Below are 16,318 nucleotides of genomic sequence, written 5' to 3'. Positions count from 1 at the left end.
CCGACCCGCCCTTTACTTGCGACCGTGCCGCGCGCGTTTTCCATCGTTGCTTTGCGTAGCCGCGCGGCTTTGCGCGAACTCCGGGAAGGTCTCTTCTATCGACGCCTCATCCGGCATGACATAGAACACCCCGCCCTTCTCGAACGTCGGACGGATGATCTGCTCGTAAAACTCGGGCGCGACGTTGATGCAGCCATGAGTGATGCGGTTGTCTTCCGGCTCAGGCGATGCAAGGCGTTCGACGCGCCTCTCGGCCGGGACGCCAGTGGCGGTAGGGTGTATGGAGACTGCGGACTCGTAGTCAACCCACAGCACGCGACCAGCGTCGACTGACGGGCCGAAACCGCCCACAAAGCGACCCGCAGGCGTTGTGCGATCCCTGCCCGGAATTTCGCGAAGCGCTACGCCGGCGACGCCGGGGGCCGTATGGTCGCCGACGGCCGAACCAAAGAGTCCAGGTGCCGCGCCGCGAAGTCGGCCGTCGCCGCCAAACACCAGGATCTGTGCGGCCGCCTTGTCTATGACCGCGAACGGAAAGCCCTGGTTGTCATTGGCTGCGACAACCCAGCCCGCGAGCTCGATCACGGTGCCGGAGACATCCTGGCCTTGCGGAAGCTGGTCGATGGAGGCGACCGGTTGCGCGGCGGCTTCTTCGGCGTTGGCCACGCCGATGCTCGCAAACGCCAGCGCCAGGGCCAGCGCCCCATGAATTGCCCGGTTTGCCAGGTGTATGCACGTACGGATGGGACGGTTCCTTACAACAAAGACTGGGGTAAAAAAATGAGATCCGGTGGCCATCAAGGCCACCGGGTTCCGGTTCAGGCCGTTGGTCGCGAACGACTAACCGCGCGGCTTGCGGCCCGGCGCCGTTTCGAGCGCCTGGACGCGGCTTTCCATCTGATCCAGCCGCTGGTTGGCCTGCTGCGCCGACTGATTGGCGGATTCAGCGCTCTGGGCCGCGTTCTGCACCTTGGTGTCGAGCTGGTCAAGACGCGAGTTGATGCCTGCAAATTCGTCATCGTAGGTGGCGCAGGCGGCAAGGCCCAGGGTGGCGATGATCGCCACGGCAAGCGTACGCGCCATCACCAAATGTTGCTTGGTCAGAAACATGCCAATCCTCCTTCTGCTGGGGTAACGGGAATATAGCCGTCTTTTTGCCGGAGTCATGATGCGCATTCAGGCTACGTTGGAATACGTATCTGGACTGTGAAGATGGTGAACAGAAGACCTTAACAGGCGAGCCGTTCGTCATGTACGGGGGCGTTGTCAGGTGTCTTGCGGCTGCAAGTACCGAAACATGACGTACGCATCGACCAGGCCGAGTTGCTGGTGGCGGAAAGCCTTGGGCAACGTGCCCACGATAGCGAAACCAAGCTTCTTGTACAGCTCAACAGCCGGGACATTCGTGCTGACGACGTAGTTGAACTGCATTGCCATGAATCCGGCGGCACGGGCTCCAGCGAGGCTGTGGTCAACCAGATCCCGTTGCCCTGGGCAGCCGGGCTGACCACATAGGTGGCACTGGCTACGTGGGAGCCTAGATCGGGATAGTTGGCGCCCGCCTTGTACATACCGACCACGCCGGCATCCGTCTCTGCCACATACGATGTCTGCGAAGTGAACCAGTGCATTCGGAAGGTGTCCTGGTCGAATCCGTCCGAGAACGGAAGGGAATCGCCCAGCGCAATGACGGACTGGAAGATCGCCCACATTGCATCGAAATCTGAAGGACTTGCTTGTCGAATTATCATGAAAGTTGCACCTACTCCGCCCGTTCCGAAACGTTGATCGCGTTCCACTCCCAGGTCTTGCCCTCATCCACCGAGAAGGCCTGGCTCCAGATCGGGAACTTCGGATCACGGACGTCCCAGCGGAACACGACGATGATCTTCCTACCCTTGTAGGTGTCGCGGGCGAAGAAGTGGCCGACGTTGTTCTCGAACGATCCGACCACCGGTGGATCCAGTTTGCCCGAGTTGCCGTCGGCCCAGTAGATGCTCCACAGCCGCGTCTTGGGGTCGAACAGGCGCAACGCCACGCCTTCGTATGGCTTTGTCGTCGAGGGCTCGGTGTACTTGTCGATGTTGCCAAGGCCGTCAAGGATCTGGTGCATCTCCACGCGCGAGGTGAAGTCGATCCATTCCTTCGAACCGGTGAGCCGCGATTTCAACTTGCGGTTCCTCAGGTTCCAGTTGCCGATGAGGTAGTCGAAATCGTGGCGCGAGGACGTCGCCGACGGCGTAATCGCGAGCGCCCCTGCGCCGTCGAAACGCAACTGCGGGACTGGCAGCGTCGTGTCGGGAACCAGCGGATCGCGTTTGGATGGCGCGCCAGCACAGATCACGGGCAGCGCGGCCAGCACCAGCGCGAGCCAGGCGGCGAATTTCCGAATGCGCCGACGACGCACGTTCGTGGCGGCGTCGGCAAGGGTCGTTGCCTGCAGGGTGCGTGCCGTCATAACCGTCCTCCGATGACCTTCGAACGAGCCACCAAGGCAGTTCGCCATGGTGCGTACCGGCGCGATTCGCACACACGTGGCGTTGCGATCCCGTGAAGGTGCGTCGCTACCGATATCTAAGTCGTTGCAGCAAGCTCGTTCCTCGTCGCGACGTGCTCTGTCAGGCGCACTACGAGCGAGTCCACTTCCGCTTCCGCAGCGGCGATGGACGCATGCAGGCGTTCGTCGGCGAACTCGTCGTACTCGATCGCGACACGGTCGACTGTGTCGATGCCGGTGTACCGCAGGGCCGTGATGACCCCGGCTTCGACGTGGTTGCTGACGCCAAGTCGCTCGCCAGACTCGTAGCCGTAGTCGCCACGTGAGCTCAGCAGCACCAGGCGCTTTCCCTGGTCCGCTAGTAGCGGCCAATAGGGTTCGCCGGTGCGGCTGCGGTCGAAGCCGAACGTGCGCCCGACGCGCACGATGTTGTCGATCCACGCCTTGAGCGTCGAAGGCATGCCGAAGTTGTACATGGGCACACCAATGACGACGAGATCCGCACTCGCCAGTTCGTCGACAAGCAGGTCGCTCTCGGCCAGCGTGGCCTGCATCCATGGCTCGCGCTGGTCCGGTGCGGTGAAGGCGGCGTGCACCCATTGCCCGGTGACCGGCGTCGGTGGCGAAAGCGCGAGGTCACGGTAGGCGACCGGATCCTGCGGCCTGCGAGCGCGCCATTGGCGCACGAAACGGGCCGAAAGACGGCGGGTATGCGAGCCGTGAGCCTGCTCACCCGATCGTCCGGGCCGAGCACTGGAGTCGATATGAAGTAACCTGATCATGATTCACCTGTGCTGGGTTGATACGCGCAGGTTCGACCTGATATCTGCCTTGGTAAAGCGATCATTCTGCATCCACCAGATGACTGAGATTCATCCATGAGCGCACGCCGCCTGCCCCCGCTGACCGCATTGCGCGCCTTTGAAGCCGCCGCACGGCACCTGAGTTTCAAGCACGCTGCCAACGAGCTGTCGCTTACCCCGACCGCCATCAGCCACCAGGTGCGCCAGCTGGAGGAACACCTGGGCGTGCGCCTGTTCGAACGCGGTGCGCGTCGCGTGGATCTCACCCCGAGTGGCCAGGAGCTGTTTACCGCATTGCGCATTGGATTCGATGCGATGGCTCGCGCGGTGGATGCGGTGCGGCCGGGAACACAACCGCGCGCCATGGTGCTGAGCACGACGATGGCCTTCGCCTCACGGTGGCTGCTGCAACGGCTGGCCCGCTTCGCCCAGGCGCACCCGGACATCGCGCTACACCTGCACACAAGCGACGAGCCGGTCGACCTGCATGCGGGCGCTGCACAGCTGGCGATTCGTTACGGCCCCGCCAGCTACCCGGGCCTGAACTGCGAGCCGTTGCTCCCCTCGCGCTTTGCGCCGGTAAGCGCCCCCGCGCTTGGCGTGAACAACCTGGAAGACCTGCGCCGGGTTCCGCTGATTGGCTTCGAATGGTTCCGCCGCGATGCGGACACCCCAGATTGGCCGCTGTGGTTCGAGCGCGCCGGATGCGCCCCCTTGCCTCGCCAATTGCAGTTCTCCGATGAAGTCCACGCCATCCAGGCCGCCGTGGCCGGCCAGGGCGTGGCCCTGGTCAACCTCGCCTTGGTCGCTGATGAACTGCAATCGGGGATGCTTTGCCAGCCCTTCGGGCTGGAACTGGCCGGACATGGGTTTCATGTCGCGTGGCCAAAGGCCCACGACGCGGATGCCGGCATCGCTGCGGTGCGTGCGTGGCTGCGGGAGGAAGCGAACCCGCTATCGTCGCAGGCTACGAGGTAGTTCTTGCGCCACCGCCAGGGGCCGCGTCAGCCAGCGCGAGAGCAGCCACTTGCAGTGCCATTGCCGTTGCCTTCGTCTGGCTGCGCTCGATCAACGCCGTCACACGTGCCTGCAGTTCCGCAGGAGCGAACGGCTTGGTGAGGTAGTCGTCGGCGCCTGCCTCCAGCGCGCTGACCTTGTCCGCCCACGCCTCGTGCGCGGTGAGCATCAGAACGGCGGGTTTGACACCCCTGCCCCGGGCAATTCGGCGACACACTTCGATGCCATCCAACCTGGGCAGGGATCTGTCCAGGATCACCAGGTCATAGGCCCGCTGTTCAAGCCTTTCCAGTGCTGCGAGGCCGTCGCAGGCAAATTCGACTTCAAAGCCGATGCGCTCCAGGCACTCGCCGATCAGCTCGGCGATGGTCGGATGGTCCTCGACCACCAGGATTAGCCCACCCTGCAAAACCGCCATGCAACCCCTCCCCCGCCGAAACAGCGGCAACCCTGAGGTGGCTGCGGTGAAGGCGGTGTGGATGTGGCGCCCCGGTCATCACTGATCCTGGCGCAGATCGACCTTTGCCACCTTGTCCTGGTAGTCCTTCTTCGGGTCGATGCCCATCAGCATCTTGACTCCCGCAAGCAGGTTGTTCTCGTTGAGCCAGACCTCGCCCTGGTCGGGATCGAGCCGCAGCAACGCCAGCTTGGGATCGCTCTTACCCTCGTACCAGGCGGCGACGAAGGGATTCCACAGTCGTTCGACCACCGTGGGATCCGTGTCGACAGTCAGCTCGCCGCCGATGCTGGCGAACAGAGAGTGTCCTTTCGCGGCGAACGCGGCGATCGCGCGTCGTGGCGCGGCTACCTGTTTCACCAACGCGTTATCCGTGGAGGTGAAGAACCAGATCGGGCCGCGGCTTTCGTTCTCGAGCTGCGCCGTCATTGGCCGTGTATGGCCTTCCTCCAGTCCGTCCACTCCCAGCATCATCGTCATGTCGGACTTGAGCGCTTCCCAGAACTTCTGCTCGAGATCCTCGGGCTTGGTCATGTCGGTTCTCCATCAACTGTTGCGAGCGATGCCCCAATCTGGAAGCGCCAGGCTAAAGACGGTGTGAAAGAGACGCTTACGCCGCGTGACCGGGTTGGTCGGGCTTGTGGGTCGTGCAGGCCTGCTTCACTCTCCGCTTGCAGCATGTGCCGTAGGTTCTGGGGAATTTCACCTTCGACACGACGCTTGGCCCACGGGTGATCGCATGCTGGAGTTGATCGAGGTTGTGGGAATGGGGTTGGTGATGGTCTTGCCACTGGCCAATCCGCTGACCACGGTTGCGGTAATGCTCGGGCTGTCGAAAGGCATGTCCGAGCAGGAGCGCAAGCGCCAATCCCTGCTGTGCGCCTGCTACGTCTTCGCGATCATGACGATCGCGTACTACACCGGCCAGCAGGTCATGAGCGTGTTTGGCATCACGCTCTCCGGGCTGCGCATCGCCGGCGGCATGATCGTGGCCTTCATCGGATTCCGGATGCTGTTTCCGGGGGATCACCACGAGGACGTCCCCGAAGCCGATCATCCCGTCGAAGAGCGCTCCGGAAAGGCCACGCGGGACATCGCCTTCATCCCGCTGGCCATGCCAACTACCGCCGGCCCGGGCACGATCGCGCTCCTCATCAGCACTGCGGCAATGATGAAGGACGAAGAGCCATTCGCGCCTTGGGTCATGCAACTGGCGCCGCTGCTGGTTTTCTTCCTTTCGTCACTCATCGTGCTGTTGTGCCTGCGCAGCGCCGGCACCATCATGCGCTGGATCGGCCAGAACGGCGTGGAGGCGTTCTCGCGCCTGATGGGCTTCCTGCTCGTATGCATGGGCGCGCAGTTCGTCATCAACGGCGTGCTCGACATCGTCAGGGACTACCCGCTGGTGACCTGAGTGCGCCGCCCGATCGTGGGCGCCTGGCGCGTTGCTCGACACCTCGTTCACCCCTTCGTCGCCACCATCAACTCGACGGACCCCCGCGTGGAGTGAACGAGCTGCCGTGACCGACCTGTTCGATTGCATCGTCGTCGGTGGCGGCCCGGCCGGATTGACGGCTGCCACATACCTGGCCCGCTACCGCCGGTCCATCGTCGTTTTCGACCATGGCCTTTCGCGCGCGGTGTGGATTCCGACCAGCCACAATTGCCCGGGCTTCCCTGATGGCGTGGGCGGACGCGAACTGCTCGCGCGAATGCGCCGGCAGGCAACGTCGTTCGGCGTGCATACGGTCGACGAGGAAGTCGATGCACTGAGGCGCGAAGGCGATCAGTTCGTCCTGAGCCACGGCAGGAACTCCACGCGGGCCCGCAACGTGATCCTGGCATCGGGCTGCGAGGACATCATGCCCGCGATGGAAGGCCTGGAGGCCGCCGTCGCCTGCGGGGCCGTACGCCTGTGCGCAATTTGCGACGCCTTCGAGGCGATCGACCAGGAAATCGCCGTGTACGGGCCACTGGAGCATGCCGCATCGCATGCCATCTTCCTGCGCACCTATTCCCGTCGGCTTGTGATGATCCCATCGCGGGAACCGCAGAGCGATGATGCCGGCCAAAAGCTGGAGCGCAGCGGGATAGAAGTGACCCGGCCGGCCGGAGTACCGCGCTTCGATGGCGAGCGCTGCCACTTCGAGATCGATGGCAGATCGCGCAGCTTCGACGTCGTCTATCCCTCGATGGGGCTGATCTCGCGCTCGAGCCTGGCTACCGACGCCGGGGCGAAGTGCGATGAGGACGGGGCGCTGGTCGCGGACCGGCATCTGATGACGTCGATCGAAGGGCTTTTCGCCATCGGCGATGTCGTCAGTGGCCTCAACCAGATTTCCGTCGCGACCGGGCACGCGGCGATCGCGGCCACAGCGGTGCATAACCGGCTGGCGCCCAATGCCTGCTGAGACCGGAACGGAACGAGACTTGGCCGACCCCACCGCACCTCGACCGCAGCCCGGGCAGCAAGGTCAGTCACTGCGCCGGCCGGCGGTGGAGGCACTCGTGCGGCGCGCACGCGGCAGCCTGCCCGTGGCACTGGCACAGCGCTTCGTCGATACCGACCTGATGTCGCAGGCTGCCGCGCTGGCACTTTATGCCGTGCTGTCGCTGGCGCCGCTGCTGCTGATCCTGGTTTGGTTGACGAGCGCCCTGCTCCCCGGCGCGCAGGAAGCGCTGATGGACCAGATCGGCACCCTCGCCGGCCACGAGGCCGAACAGATCGCGCGGACGATCATCGACAATGCCGAAGCCCGCCCCGACACCGGCTCCATTGCCGGCTGGTGGAGCGTTGCGCTGCTGCTCGTCGGCGCCACGGCGGTGTTCGCGCAGTTGCAGGACGTCCTGAACCGGATCTTCCGCACCGATGCCACGCGTCTGTCGAGCGTGCTTGCGTGGCTCCGCAAGCGCGTGTTCTCGCTGGGACTTGTCTTTGCGATGGGCTTCCTGCTGCTGGTGTCGATGACCGTCAGCACCGCATTGCAGCTGGCGTTCTCGCGCTACGAGTGGGCGCTGCCGGCAATGCTCAACGTCGCCACCTGGATCATCTACACGCTTTCATTCGCGCTGATGTACCACTACCTGCCCGACCGTCGCGTCGGCTGGAAGCGGGCCGTCGGCGGTGGTGCCGCCACGGCCGTGCTGTTCGTGCTGGGACGCAACGCGATCGGCTGGTACCTGGAGCGCGCCAACCCCGGCTCGGCCTACGGATCCATGGGCGCCCTGCTGCTGGCCCTGGTCTGGATCTACTACGCGTCGCTGATCGTCTTCGTCGGCGCGTTATTCACTGCCGTGATTGACGAGCGGGCTCTGGCGCGTAAGAAGGCACCGGAACCCGCTGCCGGATCATAAGCGACTAGCGACCGGCGGGAGCGACTTGGACTGCCTCGATGCGAGGCCCCTTCACCTTGGCCGACAGCGCGATGATTTCATCTGCCGAAAGGCCGGCAACCTTGTTCCTGATGGGACCCACGCTGCCATGGTCATCGCCCACCAGGTCATACGCGCTGTTCACGCCTTCCAGATTGAGGAGAAGCACCGCCAGCGCCAGCCGCTGCTGCTGCGCCTCGCTGCGCCCGACCATCATGGCGTGGTACGAGGCCTTCGCCGTTTCGGCACTGGTCGCATCGATCCGTACGACATCTCCGCCAGACCCTCCGGTTGCGCAACCGGCCAACGCGGCGGTGACTACAAGAGCAAGCAATGACCTGAGCATCCCATCCCCCTTCCTTGATGACAGCGCCAGAGCATAGTCGGAGCCATGGCCCGGAGCCAGCGCCCTCCGGTTTGCGCTGGGCCGACCTCGCCGCCGAGCGCGGCAGTAGCTGCGCGTTCCTGGCATCCGGAGCGCATGCTCCGGATGTCGGGGCGAATGATCACTTCGTCGTTGCCGCCCTGTTACTGGGACAGCCACCAACGCGTGCGCTCTACGGCCATCCCCTGCCGCCGACCGGCATCCACCAGCGGCTTGAGCCTCAATTCGGCAGTGCGCTTGCTGGCGTAGTCGGTCACGCACGCCGCATCAGTCAAGCGCTCGGCCGGCACGTGGTACACGCGTGCGACCCAGGCCGAGAACGCCTGCGCATCGATTGTCACCGGTCGCGTGAGGGCATCGACCTTGCCGGGCGCCGTTGCGTACAGCGTCCTGGTGCCTTCATCGGTCACCGTGCAGGCCGCGTAGGCGGGCGTGGTCTCTGCAGCCTTGCCTGCGTTCTCCGTTGCGGAGGCGGGCTGTATCGAAAGCGTAATGCCGGTGACCAGAGCCAAGACCACGAGGTTGTCGCGAAAACGATCCATCGTATTCCTCCTTGATGGCCCGCCGCACAGCGGACCGGCAGCGGGACTCTAGCAGTCCCGGAGCCGGGCTGCGCCACCACCCGGAACCGGGTACATCCTGGCGACGGCCAATTGGCCCCATGGTCAGCGGGCCAAGTGGCCCGTTTGCCGCCCGTGGCCGGAAAGGAAGATGCCTTTGCGTTCGGCTGTATACGAGTGGCCGCCCGGGGAGCCGGCTCCCCTGCGGGCAATGCGCGCCGGGTTGGCGCAAACATCCGCACGCTATCGAATGGGAGAGGAACGATGACCAGGTGGGCAGCACTGGGATGCACCGCGGCTGTGGTCTGCGGCTTTGCAGCGTTGTCGCATGCACAGACCGCGGCGACCGCGACTGCGGCTCCGACACCGGCAGCCGCCACCGCCGCCAAGGCCGATCGCCTGGTGCTGGCAGACAACGAATCGTTCCTGATGCCGCTGGATGACATCAAGAATGTCCATCCGAGCTACCCGCCGGATCTGCTGGCCAAGCAGTTGCCTCCGCGCACGGTGTGCCTGAGGGTTGGCATCGACGAGAAGGGTGCCGTGACCGTCGTCGCCCGGGCGCCCGCTTCTGAGTTCTGTGCCACGAGTGCGGAGCCAGAATTCCTGGCGGTGTCGGAAACGGCGGCCAGGACGTGGAAATTCGACCCGGCATTGCGCTGCGTCTTTCGTAACGCGAAAGACAAGGAACGAGCCGTGGCCAGCTGCGACGGCGGAAAAGGCATACCGCAGCCGGTAACCCTGGTCTATCGGTTCCGGTTCGAACAGGTCGGCGGAAAGCCCCAGGTTCACGTGATCGGCGGGTAGTCCGGTTGCCGCCCCACGCCTTTCGGCGGCACGTCCGGCGCTGTGCCATCGCCGTGTGTCGGGCGCGGACATCAATCCATTCCGTCGTCCTGGTAGATCGCATAGCTCGCGATGCGCCCGACCCTGGTCACCGCATCCTGCACGTCCCGGCGCGCCAGCAGGCTCGCACGCGCCGCGCGCACGTTGGCATCTCCGGGCAACACGTCGGGCCTGAGGTAGCCCTGCATCCACTCGAGCATGCCGCCACGCCTTTCGGCAGAGGCCAGTCGCTCGACAACCTGGTGTGCGGCGGCGTCGAGATCGCCAGCGCGTAACAGGGCATCGAGGTAGACGGCGTGTCCGTCCGTGCGGTGCCTGCGCAGGTAGGCCATTGCGCGACGCGCATCCCCGCGCCGCTGCAGCTGTTGCGCCGCGCACAGGCGTACGTTGTGCTCGATCATGCGGCCGTAGCTGCTGACCATGTCGCCGATGGAGGAGATGGCCCGCAAAGCATCGTGAGGCTGTTCGAGGCTGCAATAGAAGGCGCCCAGGTTGAGCGCCTGGCTCACGTTGACGCCGCCGTTCTCGCTTAGCTGGCTGGCACGGACCAGCGCGGTCAGGGCGTCATCGGTGCGGCCCAGTCGTCGCAGCGCGATCGCCCGGTTGTTCATCAGCCACACTTGTTCGTCGATGTCCTGGTACGCGGGTGCATCGGCCGGTGCGTCGGCGATGGATTGCAGCGATGCATCAGCGAGTTCGATCACGCTGTCATGCATCCCGACCGCCAGTAACGCGTTGCTCAGACGAGAATGCAGCTCGAGGTTCTCCGGCTCCGCCTCTGCATGGAGCGCCAGCGACCCGACCTGCTCGCGGGCGGCCAGCAGGGGGTCGAACGCCGGGGAGCCGGCATCGATGACGGCGTCGAAACGCTTGTCGCTACGCAGCTTGACGAGCTCCGCCGGTCCGTCGATGCGGCGCACCACGGTGCGCAGCGCGTCAATCTCGCCGCGGTCGGCGCGGATGACGGCCAGGTCGTACCAAAGGCGGCTGTCACCGTCCCACTTGCTGCGCCAGTTGGCATCGAACAGCGACTGCAGGTAGGTCAACTCCGCCTGCGAGCCCGGACTCAACTCCTGATGCAGGCGATGGATGTGGTACTCCTCGACGTTCGGCAACAGATCCGGCCATCGTTCCACCACCTCGATAAAGGCCGTGGCGGCCGCCTCGTAATGGCCCAGGTCATATTCCAGGAACGACAGGGCGTACCAGTCGTCCGGGTTGGCAGCGGTGTAATGCGCGGCGCGCTCGTAAAGGTCGCGTGCACGTGCCGGGGCCTCATGCCTGGCGGCCATCCGTGCAGCCTCGGACAACGCATTGCGCTGGTCGTCCTCCGGCAGGGTTGGAAACAGCGGATCGGCAATCGCCTCGGCAAACACGCGGTCCGCGTTGGCGTAATTGTTGGCACGCGCCAACGCATGGGCGGACGCAAGGCGCTGGCGCAGGAACTGCTGCGAACCGGCCTCGCCGGGCGTGGCCGAGGTAGCAACTGGGGTATCCGCGTGGCCAACGTCCATCCCGGTCAGCAATAGGCCGACCACCAGTACCAGCGCCTTGCAACTGTTCATACGGGCTCCCCTTCCCTGGCCCGGTTTCCCCGCGAGCCTGACACCAGTGTGCCGTGCGCCGGCCGTCACGCCAATTGCGGCAAACGACCGCGGTGGCGTAACGTCCGCACTGCTCCCTGCATCCAGGCCCGCACTTGCCTGGCCCGGCTGGCGGAGCAGGCGGACGTCAACTTCATCGTGCACAAGGAGAGGGCAATGGGGATCGGCAGGAAAGTACTGGCTTTGGCAATGCTGATGGTGGTGGGTGCCGCGGGGGCGCACAGCGGGAAGGAAGATCCGCTGCAGTTGACGGACAAGAGTTTCATGCAGCTCCAGGCCGTGGAGATGGCGTCGAAGGACAAGCCGAACGAGCTCGAGCGCGTGTTCGGCCTGAAGTCCTACGAACGCGGCAATCCGGAAGATGCCGCCGAGCATTTCAGGGTCGCCGCACGTTACGCCGACAAGTACTCGCAGCATTACCTCAGCCTGATGTACTGGCACGGTGCCGGCGTCCGCGTCGACCGTGTCCAGGCCTACGTCTGGGCCGACTTGGCCGCCGAGCGCGGCAGCCGCAAGCTGCTGCTGATCCGCGAGAAGATGTGGTCGCAGCTGACCGCCGAGCAGCAAGAACAGGCGTTGGCCATCGGCGAGGAGTACTACGCACGTTACGGTGATGAAGTTGCCAAGCCACGCGCGGAAAGCCTGATGCGCGCGTTCGCCCGCGACATGACCGGCAGCCGGCTGGGCTACCGCAACCAGCGAATGGACGTCGCCGGCCAGCCGGTCGGCGGTGCATTCGGATACAAGAATGGCGGCAATGCGTCGTCCTATCTGGTCGCAGGCGCTGCCACCCCTGACCAGCTTTACGGCACCACGGGCGGACTGGAGTTCGATGGCTACTGGAAGCAACAGGATGACCTGCTCGACCGCACAGGCTCGACGTCCGTCGGACCGGTCACGCCGGTGAAGACCAGGAAGTAGCACCACTCACCACCGCTACCCTCGCCACAAAGAGAAACGCGCCTGAAAGGGCGCGTTTCTTTCTTTACCGCAAGCCACCGATCATTCCCCCGTGACGCAGATCGCCAGCCATTCTCCTACCTTGCCCATGACTCGATCAGTCTTGCGGGCAGGATCAGCCTTCCGGAATGGTTGCAGTAGCGAACGGTGCGACCGCCGTCCAGCCAAGGTTCGCATACAGGCCGCGGCCGTCCTCGGTCGCTACCAGAAGCTGCGTGCTTGCAAGGGATCGCCGAGCGGCGCCAAGTGCGGCCATCACCGCGGCACCCAAACCTTTTCGCCGGTGATCCTGCGCCGTTTCGATTCGATCGTAGATGAAGACGTCGGCAGTCTCTGCCGCGCATCCGCTTGCGGCCAGCCCGCCATCCGGCGCAATGATGCGAGCCCGGGTGACCGATCCGGTCTGGTGCAACTCCAGCCTGTATCCGTCAGGCAGAGGCTTTGCATCGGAGGTTGCCGCCGCCGCCAGCATGAAATAGTTCGCCGGCTGAACCTCCCACTGATCCGGCAGTGCGCTTCGCAGTTCCTCGTTGGAGCCGCACAGCTTCAGGTAATGGCGCGGCGCGGTGACCTCGCGTGCGACTGCGCGCAAACCATCGGATAACGCAGGGAACACCCAGCGCTTCACTTCCGTTTCCGAGTGCGTGTCTACCCGGTAACCACCGCGATCGTGCACGGGTGGCGGCGAGCCGCGGGCGATGGAATGCGCCGCCTGCCAGGCAAAAACGAGTTTGGGGTCGACGTGGGGTCTGGCCATGGATGATCGCCTGTGTGCCCGGACAGGGAGTTTCCGGCGCCGCCCGCGACTGGACCATGGTCCAGTCTCAGGGGCTGAGACCCCTGCCCCACCCGCGCCAGGAACTATGTAAGCTTGCGCCCGATCCGTCCCACCCGCCCGTACCGTCCTGGAGGCTACATGATGAAGGCTCTGGTTCTGTCCCTTGCGCTCGTTTCCTTCGCTGTCGTTGCCGCAACGCCGGAGGTCACCACGAAGGCCGATCCGTCGGCGAACTTCAGCTCGTACAAGACGTACTACTGGATCGTAAAGCCCGATAGCGCATCACCGACCGTGCAACAGCGTTTCGTCGAAGGCATCGATGCGCGATTGAAAGCCAAGGGCTGGACGCTGGCGGACCGCGGCGACGTCGCCATTTCCGTAAACGTGTCGACGGCCAAGAAGTACAAGCCGAACGCCAGGGGCGGAGTTGGCTATGCCGGCGCCCCCGGCGGCAGCGACACGATCGCGATGCAGCAGGTCGATGTCAGCACGGTCGTCGTGGACATGTTCGACGCGAAGGCCCAGCGGGCCATCTGGAGCGGCATCGCCTCCGGGCCGATTCCGCGCGCGGCTGACAAGGCAGTGGTCGAAGTCGACAAGGGACTGGACAAGATGTTCGCCAGCTTCCCGCCGACGTCCGGGACCAGGTAGCCGGCCGAGCGTCTGGGGCGGACAAGGGTCCGCTCCAGCGCCCGCCCGTTGCTTCAGGATCGGCGCCCGCTCAGCCTTTCGCCGCGGTCAGGATGCGTGGGAAGAAGCGCGCCACGAAGAACATGTACACCAGCCACAGCGCGAACCACGCGGACGCAACGACCAGCAGCCCGACCGTGAAGAGGATCAGGCTTGGCGTCAGGAACAGCAGGACGCAGCCGGTCAGCCACATGCGATCGCCTCGTCGCGAGTACCGGGCGCGCTCGGCGTCGTCGATCCGGCCGCCAAGCGACGCGCCGTAATAGTAGAAGGACGAGAACGCGAACGAGAACGTCGCCACGCCCATCACGATCAACGTGGCCTGGAACGGAAACGCGTGGACGTCGCCGCTGGAGAACTTCGGGTACAGGAAGAAAAGCAGGAACGTGAAGATTGCGATGCTCGACGCCGCGAGCTGGTATGACCGGTTGACATTCGCAGCAGCAAGATCGTCAGCCATGGGGTTCTCCTTGCCTCGCCCTGAACCGGACGGAGTCTAAACGAAGGCACTGAAGCCGGTGATCGCCCTGCCCACGATGAGGGCATTCATCTCGCGCGTGCCCTCGTAGGAGTACAGCGCCTCGGCATCTGCCACGAATCGGCCCACCTGTTGGTCCAGCAGGATGCCATTGGCTCCCAGCAGTTCCCTCGCCCACCCCACGGTCTCGCGCATCCGCACCGTGCACACGCCCTTGGCCAGCGAGGCATGCTCGTCGCGCATCAAGCCCTGGTCCTGCATCTGCGACAGGCGCACGCAGACGGCCTGGCTCGAGGTGATGTTGCAAAGCATGCGGAACAGCAGGTCCTGCACCAGCTGGAAACTGGCGATGGGCTTGCCGAACTGCTCGCGTCGCTGCGCGTACCGCAGGGCATGTTCGTATGCGCCCCGTGCGCAGCCCACCGATTCCCATGCAACGCCTGCCCGGGTCATGGCCAGCACGCGCGCCGTGTCCTTGAAGGTGTTGGCGTTCTGCAAGCGATCGGCCTCGCTGACGCGGCAGTCGGTGAGCGTGATCAGGCCGTTCTGCACCACCCGCAACGCCATCTTGTGGAGGATCTTGTCGACGTGGAAGCCCGCGGTGCGGTTGTCGACCACGAACCCCTTGACCTGGCCGTCGTCGACGTCGCGCGCCCAGACGACCGTCAGGTCGCACCAGGTGGCGTTGCCGATCCACTTCTTCTGGCCATTGAGGATCCAGGTGTCTCCTTCCCGCTTGGCCGTCGTGGTCAACCCACCGGCGGTACCGGAGCCGACATCGGGCTCGGTCAGCGCGAAGGCGCCGATCTGATCCATCCTGGCCATCGACGGCAGCCAGCGCTGCTTCTGCTCCTCCGACCCGCACAGGTAGATCGAACCCATCGCCAGTCCGGTATGCACGCCGAAGAAGGTGGACATGGACGAGTCCACGCGCGCCATCTCCATCATCACGAAGCCCAACAGGGTGGTGCTGCGCCCGGCGCAGCCGTAACCGTGGTAGGGCAGCCCGGCAATCTCCAGTGCCTTGAATCCGGGCAGCAACTCGAACGGGAACTCGTCGCGCTCCCAGAACCCTGAAATGATGGGCGCAACGTCCTGCTCCATGAAGTTGCGCACCTTCAGGCGGATCGCGTTGTCATCGTCCGACAGCGTCTTCGAGAAGTGGTAGAAGTCACCATCGGCCTCGGGCAGCTCACGGGGCTTCCTGGGAGGGGTGTCTGCTGGACTCATGACTGCATTCCTCTGGGTCGATGGCAGGGTCAGCCAGCGCGCCTCCCGCGTCGCGCGGCGAAACAAGCGCCCGTTGCGGCGTCGTGTCGGCCATGGTTGTGCTCCTGTAGGGAGGCGACGGCGCCCCCTAGATCCTTGCTATGAACTTGATCTCGATGAGCTGGGTGGGCAACGCCAGGCGTGGCGTCACCAGGATCGTGCTGGCGACGGCAGGCTTGTCCGACGCATAGGCCGCCTTCCGCACGGGACCGGCCGCTGCGAATGCCGCATCCATGTCGGTCACGTACAGCACTTCCTCGACCACGTTGTCCAGCGTTGCGCCGTACTTGGCGAGCATCAGCTTGGCGTTCTCGTAGGACTGCCGCATCTGGACCTCCATGTTGGAGTGGTCCAGGATCCGGTTGTGCTCGTCCAGCGGTGCCGGACCGACGATGTTGCCGTCCGCATCGTGACCGAGCTGGCCGGAGATGTAGATCGTGTCGCCCACCTTGACCGCCTGGGCATAGCCATACGTGGACTCCCACGGCATGCCCATTTCCTTTGTTTCCTTGCTCAGACCCATGATCGCGCTCCTGTCCAGCGTGTGCGTCTGCTCATCGTGTAGATGTATAGGCGACCGCCCGCGCGACCGGTAGCTCGTC

21 protein-coding genes are annotated in these 16,318 nt (G+C 64.6%); 7 read left to right on the top strand and 14 right to left on the bottom strand.

Going from position 1 to position 16,318, the window contains the following annotated elements; translation table 11 throughout:
• Positions 1-12 precede the first annotated feature (12 nt).
• From HIV01_RS04945 to HIV01_RS04925, 5 genes are all read right to left on the bottom strand, one after another.
• Positions 13-693: a L,D-transpeptidase gene (locus tag HIV01_RS04945; protein WP_200606365.1), complete on the bottom strand. Its 681-nt coding sequence runs from the start codon at positions 691-693 to the stop codon at positions 13-15.
• A 147-nt stretch (positions 694-840) separates the two neighbouring features.
• Positions 841-1,110 (bottom strand): hypothetical protein, encoded by a 270-nt coding sequence (locus HIV01_RS04940; protein WP_200605230.1) that lies wholly within the window; start codon positions 1,108-1,110, stop codon positions 841-843.
• 156 nt (positions 1,111-1,266) lie between these two features.
• Positions 1,267-1,431: a GNAT family N-acetyltransferase gene (locus HIV01_RS18125; RefSeq protein WP_245156917.1), complete on the bottom strand. Its 165-nt coding sequence runs from the start codon at positions 1,429-1,431 to the stop codon at positions 1,267-1,269.
• A gap of 331 nt (positions 1,432-1,762) precedes the next feature.
• A complete protein-coding gene (locus HIV01_RS04930; protein ID WP_200605229.1) occupies positions 1,763-2,530 on the bottom strand; it encodes a hypothetical protein in 768 nt (255 codons plus the stop codon).
• Between the two features lie 44 nt (positions 2,531-2,574).
• Positions 2,575-3,279 (bottom strand): FMN-dependent NADH-azoreductase, encoded by a 705-nt coding sequence (locus tag HIV01_RS04925; RefSeq protein ID WP_200605228.1) that lies wholly within the window; start codon positions 3,277-3,279, stop codon positions 2,575-2,577.
• Positions 3,280-3,375: 96 nt separating this feature from the next.
• Between HIV01_RS04925 and HIV01_RS04920 the strand changes: the two genes are divergently transcribed.
• The gene (locus HIV01_RS04920) at positions 3,376-4,278 is read left to right on the top strand and encodes a LysR substrate-binding domain-containing protein (protein WP_200605227.1); all 903 of its coding nucleotides are present in this window, start codon (positions 3,376-3,378) and stop codon (positions 4,276-4,278) included.
• Here HIV01_RS04920 and HIV01_RS04915 read toward each other — a convergent pair.
• Both HIV01_RS04915 and HIV01_RS04910 read right to left on the bottom strand, forming a co-directional pair.
• Positions 4,268-4,735, bottom strand: coding sequence for a response regulator transcription factor (locus HIV01_RS04915; protein WP_200605226.1), 468 nt, complete (start codon positions 4,733-4,735; stop codon positions 4,268-4,270). The two genes, HIV01_RS04920 and HIV01_RS04915, sit on opposite strands and share 11 nt — an antisense overlap.
• A gap of 78 nt (positions 4,736-4,813) precedes the next feature.
• Positions 4,814-5,308: a pyridoxamine 5'-phosphate oxidase family protein gene (locus tag HIV01_RS04910; protein WP_200605225.1), complete on the bottom strand. Its 495-nt coding sequence runs from the start codon at positions 5,306-5,308 to the stop codon at positions 4,814-4,816.
• 205 nt (positions 5,309-5,513) lie between these two features.
• On the opposite strand from HIV01_RS04910, the gene HIV01_RS04905 reads away from it, so the two are divergent.
• The 3 genes from HIV01_RS04905 (at position 5,514) to HIV01_RS04895 (ending at position 8,128) form a co-directional block, all read left to right on the top strand.
• Positions 5,514-6,188: a MarC family NAAT transporter gene (locus HIV01_RS04905; protein ID WP_200605224.1), complete on the top strand. Its 675-nt coding sequence runs from the start codon at positions 5,514-5,516 to the stop codon at positions 6,186-6,188.
• A gap of 106 nt (positions 6,189-6,294) precedes the next feature.
• A complete protein-coding gene (locus HIV01_RS04900) occupies positions 6,295-7,185 on the top strand; it encodes an NAD(P)/FAD-dependent oxidoreductase (protein WP_245156916.1) in 891 nt (296 codons plus the stop codon).
• Positions 7,175-8,128: a YihY/virulence factor BrkB family protein gene (locus tag HIV01_RS04895; protein WP_200605223.1), complete on the top strand. Its 954-nt coding sequence runs from the start codon at positions 7,175-7,177 to the stop codon at positions 8,126-8,128. Before HIV01_RS04900 ends, HIV01_RS04895 begins: the two co-directional genes overlap by 11 nt.
• 4 nt (positions 8,129-8,132) lie before the next feature.
• Here HIV01_RS04895 and HIV01_RS04890 read toward each other — a convergent pair whose 3' ends face one another.
• Both HIV01_RS04890 and HIV01_RS04885 read right to left on the bottom strand, forming a co-directional pair.
• Positions 8,133-8,492, bottom strand: a complete 360-nt coding sequence (locus HIV01_RS04890) for a hypothetical protein (RefSeq protein ID WP_200605222.1) — start codon at positions 8,490-8,492, stop codon at positions 8,133-8,135.
• Between the two features lie 182 nt (positions 8,493-8,674).
• Positions 8,675-9,073: a hypothetical protein gene (locus tag HIV01_RS04885; protein WP_200605221.1), complete on the bottom strand. Its 399-nt coding sequence runs from the start codon at positions 9,071-9,073 to the stop codon at positions 8,675-8,677.
• A gap of 339 nt (positions 9,074-9,412) precedes the next feature.
• On the opposite strand from HIV01_RS04885, the gene HIV01_RS04880 reads away from it, so the two are divergent.
• Positions 9,413-9,898: a hypothetical protein gene (locus tag HIV01_RS04880; RefSeq protein WP_200605220.1), complete on the top strand. Its 486-nt coding sequence runs from the start codon at positions 9,413-9,415 to the stop codon at positions 9,896-9,898.
• Positions 9,899-9,969: 71 nt separating this feature from the next.
• Here the strand turns inward: HIV01_RS04880 and HIV01_RS04875 are convergent, their stop codons facing one another.
• A complete protein-coding gene (locus HIV01_RS04875) occupies positions 9,970-11,571 on the bottom strand; it encodes a tetratricopeptide repeat protein (protein ID WP_200605219.1) in 1,602 nt (533 codons plus the stop codon).
• A 126-nt stretch (positions 11,572-11,697) separates the two neighbouring features.
• On the opposite strand from HIV01_RS04875, the gene HIV01_RS04870 reads away from it, so the two are divergent.
• A complete protein-coding gene (locus tag HIV01_RS04870) occupies positions 11,698-12,462 on the top strand; it encodes an SEL1-like repeat protein (protein WP_200605218.1) in 765 nt (254 codons plus the stop codon).
• Between the two features lie 154 nt (positions 12,463-12,616).
• On the opposite strand, the gene HIV01_RS04865 is transcribed toward HIV01_RS04870, so the two are convergent.
• Positions 12,617-13,258, bottom strand: a complete 642-nt coding sequence (locus tag HIV01_RS04865; RefSeq protein WP_200605217.1) for a hypothetical protein — start codon at positions 13,256-13,258, stop codon at positions 12,617-12,619.
• 162 nt (positions 13,259-13,420) lie between these two features.
• Here HIV01_RS04865 and HIV01_RS04860 point away from each other — a divergent pair, with 162 nt between their 5' ends.
• Positions 13,421-13,930: a DUF4136 domain-containing protein gene (locus HIV01_RS04860; RefSeq protein ID WP_200605216.1), complete on the top strand. Its 510-nt coding sequence runs from the start codon at positions 13,421-13,423 to the stop codon at positions 13,928-13,930.
• A gap of 70 nt (positions 13,931-14,000) precedes the next feature.
• Here HIV01_RS04860 and HIV01_RS04855 read toward each other — a convergent pair whose 3' ends face one another.
• From HIV01_RS04855 to HIV01_RS04845, 3 genes are all read right to left on the bottom strand, one after another.
• Positions 14,001-14,429, bottom strand: a complete 429-nt coding sequence (locus HIV01_RS04855; protein WP_200605215.1) for a hypothetical protein — start codon at positions 14,427-14,429, stop codon at positions 14,001-14,003.
• A gap of 36 nt (positions 14,430-14,465) precedes the next feature.
• Complete coding sequence (locus HIV01_RS04850; protein WP_200605214.1) at positions 14,466-15,677, bottom strand: acyl-CoA dehydrogenase family protein; 1,212 nt, start codon at positions 15,675-15,677, stop codon at positions 14,466-14,468.
• Positions 15,678-15,804: 127 nt separating this feature from the next.
• Positions 15,805-16,239 carry a RidA family protein gene (locus HIV01_RS04845; RefSeq protein ID WP_245156915.1) on the bottom strand — a complete coding sequence of 145 codons (435 nt, stop codon included), beginning with the start codon at positions 16,237-16,239 and terminating at the stop codon, positions 15,805-15,807.
• Positions 16,240-16,318: the final 79 nt, after the last annotated feature.

The organism is Lysobacter arenosi (assembly GCF_016613475.2).
GTDB lineage: Bacteria > Pseudomonadota > Gammaproteobacteria > Xanthomonadales > Xanthomonadaceae > Lysobacter_J > Lysobacter_J arenosi.
The sequence above is the reverse complement of the archived record's forward strand: the minus strand, read 5'-3'. Positions and strand labels throughout refer to the sequence as shown.